This is a genomic window from Ruminiclostridium cellobioparum DSM 1351 = ATCC 15832, from assembly GCF_000621505.1.
GTDB classification, from domain to species: domain Bacteria; phylum Bacillota; class Clostridia; order Acetivibrionales; family DSM-1351; genus Ruminiclostridium; species Ruminiclostridium cellobioparum.
On record NZ_JHYD01000002.1, the window covers coordinates 195,615 to 213,385 of the forward strand.

At 43.2% G+C, this 17,771-nt stretch carries 12 protein-coding genes; 9 read left to right on the top strand and 3 right to left on the bottom strand.

The features are described 5' to 3' along the window. The first annotated feature begins 144 nt into the window (after window positions 1-144). Window positions 145-930: a CBM35 domain-containing protein gene (locus tag T344_RS0103030; protein ID WP_027627485.1), complete on the top strand. Its 786-nt coding sequence runs from the start codon at window positions 145-147 to the stop codon at window positions 928-930. A gap of 71 nt (window positions 931-1,001) precedes the next feature. Here the strand turns inward: T344_RS0103030 and T344_RS0103035 are convergent, their stop codons facing one another. After that, complete coding sequence (locus T344_RS0103035; RefSeq protein ID WP_084331083.1) at window positions 1,002-2,660, bottom strand: alpha-keto acid decarboxylase family protein; 1,659 nt, start codon at window positions 2,658-2,660, stop codon at window positions 1,002-1,004. A gap of 305 nt (window positions 2,661-2,965) precedes the next feature. Between T344_RS0103035 and T344_RS0103040 the strand changes: the two genes are divergently transcribed. Continuing rightward, complete coding sequence (locus T344_RS0103040) at window positions 2,966-3,448, top strand: LURP-one-related/scramblase family protein (protein WP_242842022.1); 483 nt, start codon at window positions 2,966-2,968, stop codon at window positions 3,446-3,448. A 54-nt stretch (window positions 3,449-3,502) separates the two neighbouring features. Here the strand turns inward: T344_RS0103040 and T344_RS0103045 are convergent, their stop codons facing one another. Continuing rightward, entirely contained in the window at window positions 3,503-4,312 is an 810-nt protein-coding gene (locus T344_RS0103045) for a PrsW family intramembrane metalloprotease (RefSeq protein ID WP_027627488.1), read from the bottom strand. Between the two features lie 263 nt (window positions 4,313-4,575). Here T344_RS0103045 and T344_RS27465 point away from each other — a divergent pair, with 263 nt between their 5' ends. From T344_RS27465 to T344_RS0103075, 5 genes are all read left to right on the top strand, one after another. Further along, the gene (locus tag T344_RS27465) at window positions 4,576-8,148 is read left to right on the top strand and encodes a carbohydrate-binding domain-containing protein (protein ID WP_034860559.1); all 3,573 of its coding nucleotides are present in this window, start codon (window positions 4,576-4,578) and stop codon (window positions 8,146-8,148) included. Between the two features lie 334 nt (window positions 8,149-8,482). Beyond that, on the top strand, window positions 8,483-10,318 hold the full coding sequence (locus tag T344_RS0103060) for a bifunctional diguanylate cyclase/phosphohydrolase (RefSeq protein WP_027627489.1): 1,836 nt from the start codon (window positions 8,483-8,485) through the stop codon (window positions 10,316-10,318). Window positions 10,319-10,435: 117 nt separating this feature from the next. Beyond that, the gene (locus tag T344_RS0103065; protein WP_027627490.1) at window positions 10,436-11,356 is read left to right on the top strand and encodes a DUF2935 domain-containing protein; all 921 of its coding nucleotides are present in this window, start codon (window positions 10,436-10,438) and stop codon (window positions 11,354-11,356) included. Window positions 11,357-11,526: 170 nt separating this feature from the next. Continuing rightward, window positions 11,527-13,005 (top strand): long-chain-fatty-acid--CoA ligase, encoded by a 1,479-nt coding sequence (locus tag T344_RS0103070; RefSeq protein WP_051571546.1) that lies wholly within the window; start codon window positions 11,527-11,529, stop codon window positions 13,003-13,005. Between the two features lie 105 nt (window positions 13,006-13,110). Continuing rightward, entirely contained in the window at window positions 13,111-14,013 is a 903-nt protein-coding gene (locus tag T344_RS0103075; RefSeq protein WP_027627492.1) for an SMP-30/gluconolactonase/LRE family protein, read from the top strand. Window positions 14,014-14,063: 50 nt separating this feature from the next. Here T344_RS0103075 and T344_RS0103080 read toward each other — a convergent pair whose 3' ends face one another. After that, entirely contained in the window at window positions 14,064-15,596 is a 1,533-nt protein-coding gene (locus tag T344_RS0103080) for a glycosyltransferase family 39 protein (RefSeq protein WP_027627493.1), read from the bottom strand. Between the two features lie 172 nt (window positions 15,597-15,768). Here T344_RS0103080 and T344_RS0103085 point away from each other — a divergent pair, with 172 nt between their 5' ends. Both T344_RS0103085 and T344_RS0103090 read left to right on the top strand, forming a co-directional pair. Continuing rightward, entirely contained in the window at window positions 15,769-16,665 is an 897-nt protein-coding gene (locus tag T344_RS0103085; protein WP_034860561.1) for an AraC family transcriptional regulator, read from the top strand. Window positions 16,666-16,832: 167 nt separating this feature from the next. Next, window positions 16,833-17,693 (top strand): class I SAM-dependent methyltransferase, encoded by an 861-nt coding sequence (locus T344_RS0103090; RefSeq protein ID WP_027627495.1) that lies wholly within the window; start codon window positions 16,833-16,835, stop codon window positions 17,691-17,693. Window positions 17,694-17,771: the final 78 nt, after the last annotated feature.

Here is a 17,771-nt window from a genome sequence, read left to right on the forward strand (position 1 = left end):
CTGGAATCCATCTGTTTTTTCGTGTTTTAAATATATAATATAGAAATATTTGAGTTAATATGGAAATTTTCCACTTTTTATTACAAAAGATAGTGTTATAATATGTAAGAGATTCAATATTCATACAAAACAAATGCGGGGAAAATGGTGTCCAACAGCACCGGTGCTCAACAGGCATATCGCTGGACGGGTTCAAAAGCCAAAGAATATTTCCTCATTGAAAACATACGAAAGACCGGCAGGTATGCCAATATGCCGGATGAAGGGCTTATCATATGGCATGTGGACCAAAATGGAGACAACAGTTTCAACCAGATGACCGCTTCAAAGCATTTCCTTGTGTCCGTTGAACAGGCAGATAATCTTTTTCAGCTTGAGAGAAATGGGAACAGCGGAGCAGATGGCGACTTGTTCCATGCAGGATATAAAACCGGCTTCAACGACACTACATCCCCCAGTGCCAAGTGGTGGAACGGTACAAACTCCGGATTATCCATTTCCGGCATCGGTGCCATCGGCAGCAGCATAACCTTTATCAAGGGAAGTTCCGGACCTTCCGCCAGCAGGTATGAAGCAGAAGGTGCAACTGTGAACAACGCCAGTATTTACAGCGGTTCCGATGCCTCCAATAACCAATATGTAGGCGGTATTGATTATTCCGACAGCTATGTAGCCTTCACTGTCAACGCAGCAGCAGCCAAAACCTATACCATGACCATCCGGTATGCCAACGGCACCGGTGCCAACTCGACCCAGAATCTTTCAGTGAACAGCGGAGCTGCAAGCACAGTTACATACACGCCCACTTCCGGTTGGGGACAGTTTGGAAGCACGACAGTAAACGTCACGCTCAAGGCAGGCTCCAATACCATTAAGCTCGGCAAAGGCGCTGCCGGTTATGCAGAACTGGATTATATTGAAATCCAATAAAACAAGAGTTTGCAATAAAAAATAAGAAAATCCTCCTACACATAATGGGCAGGAGGATTTTCTTATCCATATCACATCTGCTTTGCTATTTGCTCCACTACACCTTTTATTTTGTGGACAATCTCGGGAGCATCCATTTGGGGAGCAAAGAGCTCAATGAGGCACAGCTTTTGGCTGCACAAGGTTTCTGCCTGCTTTATGGCAGCATCAAGCTCTTTATTTGTATGAACCTTGGCTGAAAAGAAATCTCCTCCGAAGGCTTCCAGCAGTTTTGCATAGTCCCACGAGGCAATATTATTGTAGGGGGCGGGTTTTGGAGCGGTATTAAGATATTTTTCAATGGTATATTCACTGTTGTTGACTAAAAAAATAATGGGTTTGCACTTATTGACCAGCATGGAGCTGAACTCCTGGACAGTCATCTGATTGGAACCGTCACCCACGAATAATATGACCCTCCTGTTTTTATCGGCCATACATGCGCCGAAGGTGGCAGGAGTTCCATAACCGATACTGCCCCAGCCTCCCTGGGTGATGTAGGTGGCACCCCTGGGCAGTTTGAACAGAGCACTTCCGAATTGAAAGCTCCCGGCATCTGCAACCAGGATATCATTTTCCCTGAGCATTTTTTGAATTCTGGGATAATAATACCTGGCGGTGACAGGTTCCTCCATATAAGGGTAATCATTTTCATATGAAAAGTTGACTTGTGGGAGGGAGGGCATCTGTTTGTTTATCCTGCCCGGAAGTTCACTCAATATATCCTGAATTAATACATTTTCGTATACCGTCATACCGACGCTGACTTTATCGGGCTGAATATCTATTAATTTTACAGGGTTTATCCTGGCTGTAAATATGCCGGTATTATAGTCCGACCAATTGGTGCCAACTGCCAGCACACAGTCCGAGGTTTCAACAATGTTTTGCACCTGGGTATTTCCAAGGCTGCCCGCGTAAAGCCCTATAAAATTTTTATGTCTTTCATCAAAGGAACCCTTACCCATCATCATTGTTGCCACAGGGAGGTTTATTTTCTCAGCAAGCTGTTGTACCTGAGCCTGCAGATTATACCTTGACACATGGATTCCTGAAAGCAGCACCGGATTTTGCGATTGGTCCATCATACTGCTGATATGCTGAACAGCAGCTTGCAGGGAGGGTTGGCTTGTCTGCTTTTTTGAGATGTGCACATCCCTTTGTACAACCGTCTTGTTGACAATATCGGAAGCAATCAGCAGATATACGGGTTTTTTTGATTCTTTTGCGGCTGCAATGGCAGTGGGAATTTCAACGGCTGCATTTTCCGGCGTTATTTTGGCGGTGTATTGGGATATGAACCCATAGAGATTTTTGAAAACTTCAAAATCGCCGTCCAGAAGAGTGTGGTGCATCTGTTTATGCTCCTGCTGTACTGCCGTTTTAGGCCCGCCAATGATATGGATAACCGGAACACTTTCGCAGTAGGAGCCTGCAATGGCATTGCAGGTGCTTAACTCCCCGACTCCAAAGGTGGTTATAAGAGCGCTCATCCCTTTGACCCTGGCATACGCGTCAGCGGCGTAGCCGGCGTTTAACTCATTGCAGCAGTTGACAAATTTGATGCTGCCGTATTCCTCCAGGGCATTCAAAAGCGAGAAATTGTAGTCGCCGGGAACACCGAAGATATCGGCTATTCCCTCATTGCTTAAACAATCATATAAAAAGCTGCCAACAGTTTTATTCTCCATTTTTTGCTCCATTCTGCTGCCTGACGGACAGCGACACAGATAATATTAATAAACCTCTTACGGAATGAAAATAACTTATATTAAATTAAACTTATTTTAGTATCACCACTCTCGGGGGATTCATGCCCGATTACCGCTGAAATTGCAATTGACTGCCATATATTAATTGAAGGAACAAGCAGCTTGTATATAGGGTTTAAATAAATTTGAGTTAAATGTAATAATATACATTTTAAAGTCGATTTTACTTGAAATAACAAATTTATTAATATAATATAGCTATAGCAAATAAAATTTGGGAGGTAATGAAAGTGAAATATCAGATCAAACAAAAGATTTTTTCCCTCGGTGACGGATTTAAAATCAAGAATGATGCCGGAGAGGATGTTTATACCGTTAAGAGCCAGCTCTTATCAATAGGAAACAAGCTCAAAATATTGGACTTGTCCGGCAACGAACTCTGCAATATAGAACAAAAACTATTAAAATTCATGCCCGAATATAAAATAATAATTTCGGGACAGGAGATCGCCACTGTTAAGAAGAAGTTCTCACTATTAAGGCATAGTTTTGTTATTAACGGTACCGGCGGAGATTTCACAGTGGAAGGGAACTACACCGGCCATGAATTTAAAATTAAAAATGGAAACACCGTTGTTGCTATGATATCCAAAAAATTCTTCTCAATGTCGGATACATACGGTGTGGAAATTGATGACGGACAGGATCAAGTAGTTGGTTTGGCTCTGGCAATCGTAATAGATATGGTCTGTCATGATCAAAAATAGTAGAAGACCTGTCTGATAAAGAACTCAGTATTGTCAGGATACTGGGTTTCTTTTTCAGGATGCACTTTTATGGCTGAATTCCAGTTTTGAGTCCTGCCAGCGCCTGTAAAGGATAAATAATCCCACCGTCCCTAATATCAACTGACCTATAAGGACCGAATACGCCCAGGGAAAGATATAATTGATTACCAAGGGAAAGCCGTCCCATAAACCGTGCAGTACAACAACAGTAATATATGCTTTAATCACATGAATATTTATATGAAATCTGCCCTGTACACTTTCTCTCAGCAGTATGCTTGACAGTATTGCGGTCCAGGTTCCATGGCCCACCGGAGATGCTATCCCGCGTATCAAAGTAACGAAAACTGTTTGAGACAGGCTGCCCCCGCTCTGGAGAAAAGAGGTAAATGCATAACCTGTACTCTCAAAGGCTGCAAACCCCATACCTGCCGCAGAACCGAGAATAATTCCGTCCAGCATGGAATTATACCGTCTGTTCCTTGCAATCAGAAAAACACCTATAAGTTTTGTAAATTCCTCAATGATACCCACCGTAAAAGCAGTTATAAATGTAAGCTCAGGGATAAAGATAGGTTCCAGCAGAGATGCTGCAATAGTACCAAGTGCTCCTCCAAAGAAAAAGCACATGGCAGTGGCCGGCATATTAACGCTGAACATTTCCCTTCTTTCATAGAAAAAGGAGACAAAGGCCACGGGTACCAAAAAGTTTCCAATCAGCACAATACTGGGAAACAGGTTGATGTTGCCGGTTAATATCAATGTAATAACTGTGGCCGCATAAATAATAAATCCGAATAAAAGGACACGCAGCCAGTATTTCCGCTTTACTTTATCATCCATCATATCACCTGAAAAATTATTTTATTATTATAATTGCAATTTATCAAAAATAAATCCTTGGAAATTATACACTTTTACTTTAAGAGGGAAAAGACACATAGCAATTAATGGGAATCAAATCTATAATTGACAAATATTTCTAATAATTATATTATTTATATCGACAGAAAATCTGTTGCGGCCGAAAGAAAAAATGGGATTTTTTACAGGTTCCACAGATTGAAGCTGTATTTCATAAATAATAAAGCGAAGGAGGAATGGTAATGTACAAAAACATAAAACAAAAGCTTCTGGCAATTGTTATTGTTTTTGCCATGTTGATGATACTTTTACCCGTAACGGTTTCGGCGGCAGAGCCGGATTATTCCCACCTGGTGGTGAATGCCGCAGAAAAGCCGTCGACAGGCGGAGCACTGCAGCTTCTCGATAAGAACGGGGTCAAAACTCTCTGTGATCAAAACAGTGATCCGATTCAGCTGCGCGGTATGAGCACCCACGGTTTGCAATGGTTCCCCCAGATATTGAACAATAATGCATTTGCAGCGCTCTCAAGGGATTGGGGAAGCAATGTTATCCGTCTGGCTATGTATGTAAGTGAAGACGGATATGCAAAAGCTCCTGCTGTTATCAAACAGAGAGTAATTGACGGAATCGATCTGGCTATTTCAAACGACATGTATGTAATAGTCGACTGGCATGTTCTTCAACCGGGAGATCCAAATGCCGGAGTGTATTCCGGTGCAATGGATTTCTTTACTGAAATCTCACAAATGTACCCTGATAATCCTCATATTATATATGAATTGTGTAATGAACCCAACAGCGGCAGTCCCGGAGTGACAAACGATGCGGCAGGCTGGAGCAAGGTCAAGTCTTATGCCCAGCCCATAATAAAAATGCTTCGTGACGGAGGGAACAGGAACCTGGTTATGGTCGGAAATCCGAACTGGAGCCAGCGCCCTGATCTGGCAGCTGATGATCCTATTGACGACGATAACACCATTTATACGGTGCACTTTTATACCGGCACTCATATGCCGGGTGAAGACAGCTCGGACAGATCAAATGTTATGAGTAATGTACGCTATGCCCTGGAACATGGCGCAGCTGTTTTTGCCTCTGAATGGGGAACCAGCAAGGCCAGCGGGGATGGAGGGCCCTTCCTTGATAAAGCCGATGAATGGCTCGATTTCCTCAATGAAAACAATATCAGCTGGTGCAATTGGTCGCTGACCAACAAGAACGAGACCTCCGGTGCATTTATTCCCTTCGAACCGGGCAAGTCACAGGAAACAAGCCTTGATCCGGGTGATGATGAGGTCTGGGATATAAAAGAACTCAGCGTGTCAGGTGAATATGCCCGCGCACGTATAAAGGGAATTCCCTATACGCCCATAGACCGTACAGTCAGAGAAGATTTTACAATAAACATATGGGATTTTAACGACGGCACTACCCAGGGATTCGATGTCAACGGGGACAGTCCTGTAAAAGATATAACAGTTTCCAATGAAAATAATTCACTGAAAATTGAAGGCATTGATGCCAGCAGGGACATATCCGAGGGAAACTATTGGGCAAATCTCCGTTTATCGGCCGATGGTACCTCCGCCAGACCTGATATCCTGGGGGCTCAAAAGCTGACTATGGATGTCATAGTTACATCACCTTCGGCAGTTGCCATAGCGGCAATACCGCAAAGTGCCGGTCACAGCTGGGCAAATCCGAAACGTGCGGTAGTTGTCACGCCAGGTGCCTTTGAGCTGCAGGCTGACAATACATATAAGGCGTTGGTGACAATAACCGGAGAGGATTCTCCAAACCTTGAGGCCATTGCGAATGACAGCAGCGACAGCATAATGACGAATATAATACTGTTTGTGGGAGCGTCCGCAACGTCCGGTACAATATACCTGGATAACATCAGCGTATCGGGGAACCGAAAAGTTGTTGAACAGCCGGTTTTACACGCACCGCCGGGCACGGCGGCACTTCCCTCCGGCTTTGAGGATTCCACGCGTCAGGGCTGGGATTGGGATGCTGCGTCAGGAGTCAAAACTGCGTTGACAATAAAGGAAGCAAACGGGTCAAAGGCAATATCCTGGGAGGTGACATATCCTGATGAGAAGCCTTCGGACGGCTGGGCATCGGCACCGCGCCTCAAGCTGGGTGATATCAATACAACACGCGGTGACGGCAAGTACCTTTCTTTTGATTTTTATCTGAAGCCGGTACGTGCAAATTATGGAGTCATTTCAATAAATCTCGCTTTTGCACCTCCAAGCCTTGGCTATTGGGCCCAGGTGTCGGAAAGCTGCGATATTCCGCTGGCATCGCTGAACGGTATGGAAAAGACACCAGACGGACTTTACCGCTTCCAGGCCAGATTTGATCTGGATAAGCTCAATGACGGCAAGGTGATAGCTGCAGATACAAATCTGAGGGACATAATAATTGCTATGGGAGATGCAGGGAGCGACTTTTCCGGAACCATGTACATGGATAATGTAAGGTTTGAAAAAGAGACGGGGGTAAATCCCGGAAACCCTGAAAATCCCGGTAACAATGGGGGGAATGGTTCAGGCACGGGCGGAAGCAGCGGGAGCTCGGGAGGAAGCGGCGGCAGCACTGACAATGATCCCGTACCCGAAATAAATAAAGACGGAAGTGTAACCGTAAGACAAAGAACTGCCACACTGAACGGAACAACAAAGGCCGTTGCCACAAGTGATACCCTGAGAAAGGCATTTAACTCGGCGGTTAAGGATGAGGCCGGAAACAGAAAGGTCACCCTGGAGATTCCAAAGGTCACCACGGCAACCGCCTATACGCAGCAGCTTCCGGTTTCGGCATTGGCATCAGGAAATTCAAAAGACAGTATTGATGTAAAAACTGTGCTGGGGACCATCACACTTCCTGCAAACCTGTTGAAAAACTCAGGTTTGGACAATAACTCCAATATTGACCTGAGTATATCAAAGGCGGACAGGTCAAAGCTTGACAGGGAGCTTCAGGATATTATAGGTGACAGACCTGTTATTGATTTGAGTTTTAAATCCGGCGGAAAAGAATTCTCATGGAGCGGCCCTTATACACCGGTTACGGTTTCGGTGCCATATATCCCCACGGCCGGAGAAATGGCTGCTCCGGACTTTATAGTGATCTGGCATATAAATAAAGAAGGGAAAGCTGAAGCAGTTCCAAGCGGAAGATATGATTCCGGTACCGGTTCGGTGATATTTACAGTTACGCATTTCAGCCAATATGCAGTTGTATATTCCAAAATAAACTTTACAGACTTGGAGAAGAACCCTGACGCAGAAGAAGCTGTACAGGTATTGGCAGCCAGGGGAATACTGGAGGGTACTGCCCATAATCTTTTCAGTCCCGGAAAAAGTATAACAAGAGGAGAGTTTGCAATGTGGACTATCAATGCTTTTGGGTTAACTGCCGGATACAGTGACAATTTCAGTGATATCGGCAAAAACGATAAATATTATGATGCACTGGGAATAGCAAAGGCGCTTGAACTGGTGAAGGGTACCGGCAATAACCGGTTCAGTCCGGAAAAGCCCATAACCAGGCAGGAGATGCTGACAATTGCGGCAAAGGCTCTGAGGTTGTCCGGTAAAGATATGTTACAGGAGACGGCGGAGGACATGGGTCAATTTAAAGATGTTTCAAAGCTGGCAAAATATGCATATGAAAGTGTTGCAGCCATGGTTGGCTCCGGCATGTTCACGGTCAGCGGAGACAGGCTGAATCCCACGGCAGCTGTTACCAGGGCCGAGGCGGCACAAATTCTTTATAAACTTTATAAGCTCAAACTTAATTAAAGGACCAATCCATTATGAGCAGTACACCCGAAGTATTCATTTTGGTTTGAAAGGCTTCGGGAGCTGCTGAAGGACAAGAAAAGGAACTGCTGCGCAATGAATAAATCTTGGGCAGCAGTTCCTTTTTTCATCTTTAAATATAGTAAAAATGTACAATTTCCTACAGAATTGCAGAAAATAATACAAACCTCTGCATTATACTTTAAAAAACGAGAAATTATGTAAATGCATAAACTTTTGTGCTATAATTTAGAAAAATAGATAGATGCTGTTCCAGAAAATGTAATTATGCTGCTGATAATGTTCATAATTTTTAAAGGGAAGGCGCTAAATCATGTATACAAATGAAGGTAAAGTCAATATTGGTTCTTCCATTGAGCAAATCATGGATCTTCTTATGAAAATGAATTCCGAATATGCAAATCTCACCTCCAAGGTACAAAGTCTTGAAAACAGGCTGGCAGCGGTATCTGTGCTGATTGATATCAATGAGTATATGGGAAACATACTGAGCTTCTCTGACATAATCAGCTATTTAAAGGATGTTATAGCCGGCGTATTGGGGCTGAATTGTAAAATATATACACCGGCCGAAATATCCCGGATGGAACTAAACCCCAAATACCTTATAAATAATGAACTCTATCTGCCGGATGTGAAAGAAGCCGGTGATGAAATTTTCGGATACATTTCAGGCTGCCTGGGTATACTGAATCTGTCAAAGCGGGGACATATATACGGTTACCTGGTTATTCACCACGAAAGGCCCGATATGATAGATAATGACAAGAAAGAGTTGTTACAATTAATAAAAAGCCAGATATGCATATATTTTGAGAATGCGGACCTCTTTGCAAAAGTCAGGGATTCGGCTGAAAGAGACGGGCTGACAGGCCTGTATAACAGGCTGTTCCTTTCCCAGCTGCTGGACGACTGGAAAAACAAGATGTCCGATATCAACGGTGCCATCATCCTTGATATAGATAATTTCAAGCATATAAACGACAGGTACGGGCATCTAAATGGAGATAAGGTTATCAACATGCTTGTTAAAGCCATAAAGGATTCTATAGAAAATTTGCCGGTTCTGGCAATCCGGTATGGCGGGGAAGAGTTTTTGCTATTGACGAAAAATATGGAAAATACAGATATATTAAATGTTGCCGAGAATATCAGAAAGGAATTTAATTCTCTGAATTTTCAGGAGAGCAGCTTAAGTGTCAGTGTAGGAGTATCAATTCTGGGGCAATCCTGCAAGGTGACTGATCATATGGAGCTTATCCGCACTGCCGACAGTGCGCTTTACATTGCAAAGAAGATAGGAAAAAACACTGTTGTGTTGTCGGATGAAGATTCCCAGCTGTTTGAAAATGTCTCATTTGATATTACAAAATATCTTTCAAAATATAACCGGTTTAATACGGTGGGAGGAATCTACAGAATCAACTTCAGCAGCACCCGGCTCATTTCCACTGAGGAATATAACAGGCTCAGGAGATGTATTGCATCATGCTTCAGAGAGTATGACAACATTTACGATTCGGTTTCTTTGGCCTTCGTGGTGCTGTCGGATAATGAGATACCCCTGGAACTCATGAGGGAGAAAATCAAGAAGGCTTTGGCACGCGCAAAATTTGATTTTCTCACATTTGATATGTTTTCACATTCGGATGCTTACCGTGAGATTATGTTACACAGTGAAAGGGTGGCAGCCATATGTACTTCACTGGCAGAAGCCTATGGCCTGTCGGAGGAGGAATGCAGCAAGGTAAGACTTGCAGCGGCCAACCATGATGTGGGCAAACTGTATATTGATCCCGGAATATTGAACAAACCCGGCAAATTGACCCCGGAGGAATTCAAAAAGGTCAAGATGCATGCATTTTACAGCTACCAGTATGCACAAAGCAGGGAAAATCTTAAGGAAGTCTCAGATTATATCCTATATCACCATGAATATCTGGATGGTTCGGGATACTTCAAAAAAACCGACATTCCCTTGTTCTCACAGATTATTGTAGTTGCCGACATTTTTGATGCCCTGACTGAAAACAGGTGCTACAGGAAAGCCTTTACCAGAAAAGAAGCCATTGAAATAATGGAAAAGGAACAGCATAAATTTGATAAAAAAATATTTGAACTTCTTAAGCAAATGCATTTTTATATTTAGGCAATAACTTTCAACCTGGTCAGCCGGCATGTTTTGCATTTTATGAAGTTCCTATTTATTTGAAGTCAACATAGTATATAGTATTGCGGAATTTCGTAAAAGGGGCGGAGAAATATTATGCTGACTTCAGTTGAGTACATAAGGCAGTCTGTGGAAACCAATCTGTTTTTCTTAAGAATCATGAAGGAACACATTATATTTGCTGCTTCGGCTCTGACCTTGAAGGATGAGGGGCTGGTTCCGAAACTGACAGAACTGAAGGAAAGATTTGAAGGACTGCTGGAGGAGACGATTTTACTGGCAAGAGGTACGGTTGACCCAAAAACCATTTCGGCAGGGGATATTGTAACTCAATATACATATAAGGCTGAATTGAAAACAATGGAGTATACGGGACTTGCCATAAACACTGAAATTACTCTTCAGGAAATCAGATTGCTGAACTATCCCGGAAGGGGCCGGAAGCATTCCCTCGAACATTCGGTTGATATGTTGAACGATAGGATCATTGCCCTTTTGGAGGCTGCTGTGAAGTCACAGAAGGAGATCCTTCAAAAGGTTCTGGACTGTAAAATGTTTACTCATATCTATCCGATGCTGCTGGATCATGTCATCCGGGAGGCCGGGGAGTATCTGCAGCAGCTGCAGCTGCTGCAGAAAAGGGAGGATATTGGTGATGAACCCGGCCAAAAGGCCGTACAGCTGGCTTTTTGGAATGATATCATGGGTGAACATGCAAAGTTTGTAAGAGGCATGTTTGACCCTGCAGAGGCTGAGCTGATCAGGGTGGCCAACGGTTTTTCCGAACAATTCGATGAGCTGACGGCTGTTGCCGTAGAGGCATATCAAAATCCGGAGAAACTGCCCCGCATAATCCGGGAAAGTTTGAATGCCACCACAGATATCAGGAATTTCAAGGAACAGGGAACGGAAGGCATCGTTGACTGTAAAATCAGATCGGTTATCCTTCCGCTGCTGGCTGACCATGTCCTGAGAGAAGCAAATCACTATCTTCAACAATTGAAAATGTACAAATAGGCAGATCGGCAATACCAGCAGGGGGTTGCGGGTCTGTTTTTTCAGGGTAAATATTTTTAATAAAAAAATCATAAACTGCCTGTACAAATATTAGTACAATACTATATAATATATTAAATATCATCTGGTGATAAAATCTGATAATAAATAAATTTTCAAGGAGGGTTTACATGGTAGGTACCATATATAAAAACGTTTACAATCCGGAGGCTGCGGCTCTTAAATTCAAGGACAGCACCATTACCTACAAGCAGCTGGATGAAAGTGTTACAGGGTATGCCGATTATTTCAGGAAAATGGGACTCAGGACTGGAGAACGGGTCATATTAAGCTGTACAAATTCGCCTGAATTTATCTTTTCCTATTTCGGTGTTGTGAGAAACGGTGGAATAATTGTACCTATCAATCTGCTGCTTACTATGGAGGAAATAGCTTATCTGATTAAGGACTCCGAAGCTAAAATGATGATTGTCCACCCCCTTATTTTACAAAAGGCCAAAATCACAAAAGATACCATACAAAATGCCTTGAACATTGAAGTCATTGTACTTGACGAAGAACTCAAACAAAATATTTCGGAGCTTTCAGGCACCGGTTTTGAGGATTTTGACGACCGGAATGCAGTATCAACTTTTTTGTATACTTCAGGTACCACAGGAAAACAGAAGGCAGCCATGCTGACACATAAAAACCTGGTGTTCAATGCTGAACAATGCAGGCTGGGACTAAAGGGTGTGCCCGGGGATAATTATATGTGCGTGCTCCCAATGTTCCACGTATTCGCATTCACAGCCTGTGTCCTGATGCCCCTTTGGTCGGGTGCCTGCATAACCATAATTGAAAGCTTCCAGCCAAAGGAAGTGGTGGAAGCTCTGATCAGGGATAAAATAACTGTGTTTATGGGTGTTCCTGCAATGTATGTGGTTTTGCTGGAAGCGGGAAAAAACAGTATAGGCTTTCCGGATCTCCGTCTGGCAGTATCGGGCGGTGCTGCTCTACCAGTGGAAATTTTCAGGCAGGCTAAGGAAATATTGAAGTTACCTGTGGTCGAAGGCTACGGACTGACCGAAGCAGCTCCTGCAGTTTGCTTCAACCCTTTGGACGGCGTTCAGAAGGAGGGCTCCATAGGCTTGCCGCTGCCTTATCAGGAGTGCAGGATTGTGGATGAAAACAACAATGAACTCCCTGCCGAACAGGTTGGAGAGCTGGCTGTCCGGGGAGAAAATGTAATGCTGGGTTACTACAAACAGGAAGAGGAAACACAGAAGGCCCTGGTTGACGGCTGGCTTTTTACAGGGGATATGGCGAAAAAGGACAGGGAGGGCTACATTTACATTGTAGACCGGAAAAAGGATATGGTGATTGTAGGTGGTTTGAATGTTTATCCCAGAGAAGTTGAAGAGGTAATCTACCAGTATTCCAAAGTCAGGGAAGCTGCCGTAATCGGTTTGGAGGACAAGCTCAGGGGAGAATATGTCAAGGCCTTTGTAGTACTCAAGGAGGGAGAAGAATGTACTCCAAGGGAGCTCCTTCGCTATATGAAGGAAAGACTTGCTGTGTACAAGCTCCCAAGAGAAATAGAATTCATAGACAGCCTGCCCAAGAACAGTACCGGGAAGATCATGAAAAGGTGGCTGAAGGAACTGTAGGGAGAATTGATGCAAAAGCCGGTTATTTTTGCTTTTAAGTTGAAATGGTATGTAGTAGTATATTACTAAAAGCATTAAAAATAAATATTACAATCGAGGCGGATTATGTGTAATCAAAGTGTTGAAATAGTTCACAGGGGAATATGCCATCTGGGGGAGGGCCCCATATGGAATGCCCGGCTGCAAAAGCTTTTCTGGACCGATATTTATAACAGGAAGATATGGGCCTATGACCCGGAAAAGAGCGAAAGCACGGTTTTCTGGAACGGAGGATATCAAGTGGGCGGTTTTGCCTTTACCCGGACGGGCAATATGGTCCTGTGTACCGACAGGGGAGTATTCCTCTTGAATTTGAGCCCGGAAGGGATTCCGGAGCAGGAGCCTGAAATTTTGTTTGAGATACCTTTACAGAAAAATGAAATGTTCAATGACATAACAGTCGATCCCCAGGGACGTATTTTTGCAGGAACTCTGTTGAGACCTGATTTTAAGCACGGAACCCTGTACCGTCTTGAAAAGGGGAAAAAACCCGAAGTGGTATTAAAGGAGCTTTATTGCACCAACGGTATGACTTTTTCGCTGGATAAAAAGTACTTTTTTCATACCGACAGCAACGTACACAGGATAACCAGATACCGTTACGATTATAAAACCGGTGAAATCAGTGATCCGCAGGTTTATTTCCAGGGAACTGACGGAATGGGTTCGCCCGATGGTATAACACTCGACTCACAGGATAATATATGGGCGGCCTTCTGGGGCGGCGGCTGCGTCAGGAGAATCGATCCTGCCGGAAATGTAGTTTCAGAGCTGGCGGTGCCTGCCAGACAGCCTTCAAGTGTCATGTTCGGAGGAAAGGGGCTTGAGGAGCTTTATATCACTTCTGCTGCCGAAAATGCGGAAAATGTGGTGACCGGATACCGGAGTGACGGCGCTTTTGCAGGCGGACCTGTATACAGACTGCTGCCAGGAGTTGCCGGAAGAGAAGAATGGCTTGCCGATTTTTAAAGGCAAGCTGTTTTTCCTGAATTGATTTATTTTTGATTTGCTGACACATCTTATGTTATTTTTCTGATTTTACCTGAAAATAAGGAATAAAGCCGCCCGGAGTAATAATAGCCCATTATGAGAAGAATGGGGTATACACCGAAGATATACCTGGATTTGACCTCCCAAAACATGTAAAAGCCTATATAAAGATATATTACATATACAAAGAGTTCCAGCCTGAAGTCTTTTTTTCTGGCAGCATCAAATAAATACAAACAGGTAAGTCCTATTAACAGCCAGTTATAGGAATGAAGCATCCAGTCCAGGGAAAGTCTTGCGGCTCTGTCCCAGGGCTCCACAAGTTTTAAGAGCGGAGTGCTGTACAGCATGAACCGGCTGCTGTCCACGGCTTGTGACAGCCCATAATAGTTAACACTGTATGTCCCTTCGGTCCAAAGCCAAAAAGTTTTTTTAGTGTAGGCTTTTAAAACTTCTTTCATTCCGGTTATTCTGTATTTGTCCAGGAGCTCATTGATGAAATAGATTGAGGCATCGTGCTTGTTGCATTTGAACCGGTTGACAAAAATACCTATGTTTCTGCCCCCGTCCCAGTAGCCCAGCTTCTTTCCGGGAAAACCCATGTTTATCCAGCGCCAGACCGGGTTGGCATGCACTCCCACCGGCTCGGGGATTATTCCGGCTTTTAGAGCTGCAAAACTGAAAACTTTCATTGGAAGCGTAAATATAAGGAGTGTAAGAATGCCATATGCCATGTTTTTCAGGGTAAGGGCGATTTTGGTCTTAAAGTTCATTAACCAGTAAAATATGATTGCAGCCAAAAACAAAAAAGCAACACTTCTCATAAAATTTGCCGACATGAGAAATATTGCGGTGCAGGCGGCATATCTGCCCGAGCCGTATTTTTTAAAGCGGATGGCGTTTAGCATGGCGGCCAGGCAAAAGGTATTGCACAATATATCTCCGTAGGTGAAATTATTCAATATTACCGGCGGAAGGAAGGTTACGGCGAGAATGAGTATGCCGCAGGCCTTTTCACGCTTTTCAGGGTAAAGCTCCCTGTACAGGCTGTATATCAGCCAGGCCGTTATGGTATTGCACAGGGTATTGATGATCCGGAGAGTGATATAGCTTTTGGGAAGAATCATATATATAAAGGCAATGAAAATTGTAATACCTATATTATTGGGGTAATACCCCAGATATTTTCCTATTCCCAGGGCATTAAAGTCGCCCTCCAGAAACTGCAGGGCTATATTGTTGACTATTCTGGCATCTTCATAGGCATTGACCGGGAAGAACAGTACAAATGAAATTTGTAAAAAGGTATATAATAAAAGAATCCGGAATACAAACTTTTTCCCGTTTATTTTTGACAGGGCATGGGAAGCTCTGTTGACAAGCATGAAAAAAACAAAAACAAGGAATGCAAGGCCTGCAAGCAACAGGGGCTTTTGAGGTGAAAGCCTCGGAAACGGCGAGGCCCACCCGTGAAGCAGAAGGGCCAGCACCCATATCAATGAAAAAAATATTGCAAGCACGGTATAAGCCAGCGTTTTCAGTTTGAGTACAAAATTATGCAAAGTAATACCTCCAACGATAACCGGATAATTTCTTGCCATCATTTATTTCACTTTACATAATGTGCCCGAGCAGATTTTAAAAATTCGTGTAAATTAATTACTTTATTTTATATTTTTTGAATGTTAAAATATTTACATGAAAACCGAAATATTATCAAACAGGAATCAAACTTTGAAGGAATATTACATACGAATAAACAGGGTAATAGATTATATTGAAAATAATCTGGGCTCCGAGCTGAATCTGGAGACTCTATCCAAAGTTGCCTGTTTTTCCGCCTATCACTTTCACAGGCTGTTTCGCTCCATAACGGGAGAAACCCTTGCCGTCTACGTGAAAAAACGCAGAATAATTGCTGCAGCAAACAGAATCTATCATTTTCCTGAAGTTAAAATTTCACAAATCGCATATGAGTTTGGGTTCTCCGGACAATCTGATTTCTCAAGATCCTTTAAAAGTTTTTTTAAAATTACCCCTTCGGAGTTTTTAGAGACAAGGCGGTTAAAAAACGGTCTGTCCTGGCATTATGCCGACTTTGGGAAAGAACTTTTTTCATCGGTTGGAAAAGATTTTTTTGAATATGATATCAACATATGCAGGCTGGAGGATTACACTGTCGCGTATATCCGTAATACAGGACTTTCTGAGGAACATAAGAGTGAAAAAATTGAGGACTCTTTCAGAAAACTTTATACCTGGGCTGCCGCCAGAGAACTGATAAGCCCTGATACCCATGTCCTGGGAATAACCCTGGACAACCCGGAAATTGTCCCTCTCACGGAATGCAGACATGATACATGTATTACAATCAGCAGGGAGGCTGAACCCGATGGAAATATCGGCATAAGAATAATAAGCTCTGCGGGGAGATATGCGGCCTGTGACTTCGATGCCGAGGAACCGGATTTCAGCAAATCCTTCTTTAAGGCTATCGATTACATATATGGCTGCTGGATGCCGCAGAACGGTTATTTTCCAGAGGATAGACCCTGTATTGAACGGTATCATAAAAACCATGAAAACGGCCATATTTTCATAGAACTTATGATACCCATATACCCTTGTTGATCAAAAATCCAGTCCATTATTCACTAATAGCAAGAATTGTATATTAAAAAGCAAGATCAGAGATTACCTGATAAAGATATTTTGTAATAATTTTATCTGTGGCAGGGAATTTAGTGAACTAAATCCTGACTATTTTATGGCCGCTATTGCGGCTCATGGAGGTTAAAATGGTAAACGCAGATAAGGATTATTACTACTGTTTTGAGAAAGGGTCACCTGAAGAGACCCTGTTTATACCTCTGTTTGTCAAAGCAGAGGAGTTTGTCAGCAAGGCACCGATAGTCAAAGACCAAAAGGCCTTTGAAATAGCCAGGAGTATCGGAACCCATCCAAAAAGATTTGACGGCGGCAGTATAGCCGGTGTGGGAATACTTACACGTACTCAGCTGTTTGACAAAGCCGTAACCGAATTTATAAAATCAAATCCCGAAGGGGTTGTTATCAACCTGGGAGTGGGCCTGGACACCAGATCCAGCCGATTCGACAATGGAAGGCTGCGGTGGTATGAGGTGGATCTTCCCGATGTTATCAGGCTCAGGAGAATGTTTTTTACAGAAAATGAAAGAATCAGATTTATTCCCGAGTCTGTTGCAGACCTGCGCTGGGCTGAAAAAACAGGTGCGACAAGGACAGACCGGGTGCTGATACTGGCTGAAGGGCTTTTGATGTATTTGAGTGAGGAACAGGTAAAAGGTGTTTTTGAATATATTTGTGACTGTTTTCCCGGCGCAGATTTATACTTTGATGTAATTCACAGCTATTTTGTAGGTAAGGCAATCACTTCTCCATTTGTTTGGGGAATTGACAGGGCTGAGGAAATAACAGGCCTTCACTCTGGAATCAGGCTTGTTGAAAATTGGAGTATAGGTGATTTTAATAAAAAGCGGCAGAGTTTGTTCCTGAGAATAATGAATATTTTACCTTCCACAAGGAACAGGAGCCGGATAATCCATGCAGTAGCTGATATATCTGGTATGGCAGCGGATAGGCCTGCAAATCGGAACATTGGTAATTCTGAGCGGATATAATGCCGGAAAACAGTAATAACGGCCGGATATGCAACTAATAATCCGACCGTTATACCGGTTTCGCGAAACAATTTCTAC